Raw genomic sequence first — 3,899 nt, 5'->3', positions numbered from 1 at the left:
GTGCTTTGACCGTCTTCGGTAAAGAAGTCGTTCGAACCGGCCATGGCCGCGCCAAACATCACCCATGTGTTTTCAACCTCTTGCAGATATTCACCGGCAATCGGTTGAAGTTCGTGTTGGCCCGGTAACTGGGCGCGTTGTTGATACAAAACGAAGTTCAACAGCTTTTGTGTTGGATCTTCATTGATGATCTCGTCTTTGGTGGGCGTTGCATCTCCAAGAAAGACCTCGTGAGCCATTTCCATGAGAAGCTTTTGAGCACCACCGTACTCCCCCATCATGCAACGCTCGATGCGTCCATCTTCAAAGATATTGAAGAGTTGCTCATGAAGGGGTTGCGTTTCCGGAACACTGAAATCGGTAAACCGAACATGTCCACATTCATGCAGGAGCTTGCCGAGGGCGAGCCTGCGTAAACGTTCGCTTTGTGGATCGAAATACGGAAGTTCGATCCAGTTGCCATCAGTGCAGGCTTGTTTGCCCCACTTGATTTCGATGTTGGCCTTTTTCCCGATCGCCGAAGCGACGATCGGGAAGGCATTGTGAATTGGGTTCATCTTTTGTCTCCGAAGAGAGGATGCACCCATCCCGCGGGGATAAGTGCATCCCCAAGGGGTTAGAATCCTGCGCACGCAATGCCGGCAATAGTCGGCTGGGCTGGGACGGCTTTCGAAACAGGTTTCGACTGCGTTGTCACAGCCACGTTCGGCGTGCGGTGAGAAATCGAAGGCATGAAATCTGCACCAACCACAAGTTGGGTGTTTGCAATATTTTGTTCCTCGACAACCGGGGTTTCCTCAACCACTGGTTCATCTGTGACGGCTTGCGTCTGGGATGTCTCTTCTGTTTCCTGCGGCTCTTCGCTGAGCGACGGAGCCTCCTCCACCGCTAGGGCAGTGTTTGGGGTTTGTGCTTCTTCAGCTGGCTCAACCTGAGCAGCAGGCGAAGCACCCCAATCACACCGGGGGTGAGATTGTGCAGGTTCGTTTGGAATCACCGTCGTTTCAGCAACGGCGGTGTTATTGGTTTCTTCTTCAACCGGTTCGGCTGGCAATGCTTCTGGCGAAGGCGTTGCAGCGGAGCAGTTAAAGAGGTCGACGTTTCGATCATCTGGTTGCTGAGCGAACAGCTGAGCTGTTTGCATCACCTGCTCACCATTCGTAAGAGTGTTGAGCATGCTGGCAAACTGACGATAGTCGTCTCCACTAATACCGCCTGTTGCAGGCAGTTTGTCGTAGAGCGCCTTGACCCAATCGGCGACGACGTCAAATTCACTGTTCACGAAGGACAGCTGACGCAACCGCTTTTGAATGGTGTCGAGGATAGAACGACCACGCGACGTGATGTACGAAACGCTGTCGGTCGAGCCCTTCAGGCTGTTCTTGATGTAATCGTTGGCCAAGTCGGCCACTTCATCAAGAACACGATCCACAAGCTTGCTGGCTTTCTTGTGCAAGTCATGGCTCGGAAGGCTTTCCACTTGGAAGAACGAAAAATCGTACCCGAACTTCCGTGCGACCTTTTCTGAGGAGATCATTGCTTTGCGCAGTTGCTGCTCAAAGCCCGGGTTTTCTTTGATCCACTCATTTGTCAGTTCCTCGAAATTGTTCACGAGGTCTGAAACACGTTGGTTGAACTCCATCTGAATATCGCGCAGCTCGTGGTCGAGCTGATCAATATCGGAGAGCCTCACAGCGTATCCGCCAACAAACGGAATGCCGTATTTCATGCAAGTTCGGTGCGATCTGCTCCGAATCTGTTGAAACTTCGAGATGATGGAGTTTTGGATCAGTTTCTTGGACCCTAAAGAAACCGCCGTATCTGGCGGCAGCATCGACTGATCGATGAAGTCATCCTTGTCCAACCGCGAACGACCGCTCCATGCGGAGATGTCGAGGTTGACAATGGCCATTTTGGTCAAGATCTGGGTGTTGATTGTCGTCATTGGTGTATGTCCTCTTAGCAAAGGAAAGGGGACACACCACCCCCAGCGGGGACATTGTGTCCCCTATGGGGTTAGTAGACAGGATTGAGTTACTCTGAGCGGTCGTCTGGACGCTCGCTCAAGGTATCTTCATGTTGTTCGTCTCCGACAGAGGGTGCTTCGCTCAAGAGCTTGGCCACCGCTGGCGAATGCAGTCCGTACGGTTGCTCGAAAACAATCCGTGGAGAGCAAGGTTGCGAGTGTTTTTTCATTTAGAAACCTGCACTCTGAATGTTGATTTTGGATAGATCCGGTTGAATGCCCAACTGGACAGCCAAGGTTTCCACATCTGGATAGAAGCCAAACGTTGAAAAGATCCAATCAACGGTGTTGTTGATTACCCGGCCTTCGGCATCAGCAAGGATGCAGTTTTCCTTTGAAAGCATCTTCTGAGCAATTGCCCAAAAGAGTACCGGCAGGAATTCCGAGCGCTTCAGGTCGTGGTCTGACATTGTCATTGAGAAGTCCGTGTTATCGGCTTTGGCCGGGAACAAGGGCTTCAAACCACCTTCGAAAGAGTTGCAAAGCCTGATGTTGAAATCGTCATCGATCTCTGCACTCAGCCCCTGCCCTTTCAGTGCAGTTTTCGCCTCCATAAGAGCCAGACGTACCGTCCCAGCTGACTGACCGCTGATTGCAACTGAAAGCGCTGTTTTCGGAATGTCCTGGCTCAAAATGTCTGACACCTTTACCCGAATACAATCCGGTAAACGGTCAGGGGAGAATTGCGGCAGAGTGAATTTTTCCTCCTCGTGCAGTTCTCCCAGCGTTCCATCCGCGTGCAATTTTCGAAAGCCCACATGGTGGAAGCCTTCTTGTTCGCGTTGTCGGATGGCACATTCAAATCGTGAACGACGCAGATGAGCGTCGCCTCGATTCACAGACTTACTGAGATGTGTAACCTCAGTGACTGTCGTGAGTGGTTGGTTCAAGTTTCCATGCAAGGCAAAGAAACGACCGCCAGATGTAAAATAGGCGAAAACACGAATGTTCCCGCCCAGTTCTACCTTCTCCATACAGTTTACGAAACTGTTCAACATCTGCGGCCTCACTCAGTTTCATTTTGTGAGGACAGGTGTGTGTCGAGAAGGCCTTCGATCACAGCCTTGTCGGTTTCCCCGACACGGTTTAGCAAAGCAGAATAGGCTGCCTCCTTAACCGGCGACTTCGTTCGTCTGGACTGGAGTTGAAGAGCACGGGTCGCCCAGCGCACCATTGTACGAGTGGACAGGGTTGCATTGAGTTTACCGGCTTTGAATTGATCACGAACATCATGCGCAACAGCCAGCATTTCTCTGAGAACATCATCCCAGTCGAAATCTGGAGCAATTGCCTGAAGGATTTTTAGTTCATCCTCCAGATCCATGTAATCGACCTGTGTAACCAGGAAACGATCCATGAATGCCATGTTCATGGTTTTGACGCCGCCATAAAGACCGGTGTCATCACCAACGCCGGCACTGTTGCCGGTTGCGATCATTTTGAAGTTTGGATGACGCTGGATGATTTCGCCGTCCTTCTCGCGAAGGCAAAGCGTGGAGCCGTCCAGGATCCCGTTAAAGCCGGTGAGCTCATCCGGGTTCATGGTGTCAATTTCGTTGATCACGAAAACGCCACCATCACGGAAGGCTTGAACCAGAGGTCCGTCCACCCAGTGGAAGTTCCCTTCGATAATGACCCATTTGCCAAGGAAAGTCTCGAACTCGGTCCGAGCGTTGGCACTTGTTTCATAAAAAGGGATGTTTAGACGTGCACAGTATTCGCGCACGAGCGATGACTTTCCGCAGCCGGTCGGACCGGTGAGCATCAGGCCATCTGGGGATTTTGTGTACATGAATTCCGTCAGTTCACGGATCGCATCGAGTTTGAAAACAAAGCTCGGATTTGAGATCGGAACAGCGATGTGTCCGGTATC

At 51.4% G+C, this 3,899-nt stretch carries 4 protein-coding genes; all 4 read right to left on the bottom strand.

Going from position 1 to position 3,899, the window contains the following annotated elements; translation table 11 throughout:
* A partial coding sequence (locus tag WA429_RS20680; RefSeq protein ID WP_336107825.1) for a hypothetical protein occupies positions 1-557 on the bottom strand: 557 nt, incomplete at its 3' end.
* A gap of 59 nt (positions 558-616) precedes the next feature.
* Positions 617-1,945, bottom strand: a complete 1,329-nt coding sequence (locus WA429_RS20675; RefSeq protein WP_336107824.1) for a DUF3150 domain-containing protein — start codon at positions 1,943-1,945, stop codon at positions 617-619.
* A gap of 251 nt (positions 1,946-2,196) precedes the next feature.
* Positions 2,197-3,024, bottom strand: coding sequence for a hypothetical protein (locus tag WA429_RS20670; protein ID WP_336107823.1), 828 nt, complete (start codon positions 3,022-3,024; stop codon positions 2,197-2,199).
* Positions 3,025-3,032: 8 nt separating this feature from the next.
* Positions 3,033-3,899, bottom strand: an 867-nt coding sequence (locus WA429_RS20665; RefSeq protein ID WP_336107822.1) for an AAA family ATPase, incomplete at its 5' end; no start/stop codon positions are given.

It is taken from the genome of Thalassospira sp. CH_XMU1420-2, from assembly GCF_037029325.1.
In the GTDB taxonomy this organism is placed as follows: domain Bacteria; phylum Pseudomonadota; class Alphaproteobacteria; order Rhodospirillales; family Thalassospiraceae; genus Thalassospira; species Thalassospira povalilytica.
This window is presented reverse-complemented; position numbering and strand designations above follow the sequence as displayed.

Excerpts from the sequence above, each read along its gene's own strand:
- WA429_RS20675 (WP_336107824.1), bottom strand. The coding sequence starts at position 1,945 with ATGACGACAATCAACACCCAGATCTTGACCAAAATGGCCATTGTCAAC.
- WA429_RS20670 (WP_336107823.1), bottom strand. The coding sequence starts at position 3,024 with ATGTTGAACAGTTTCGTAAACTGTATGGAGAAGGTAGAACTGGGCGGG.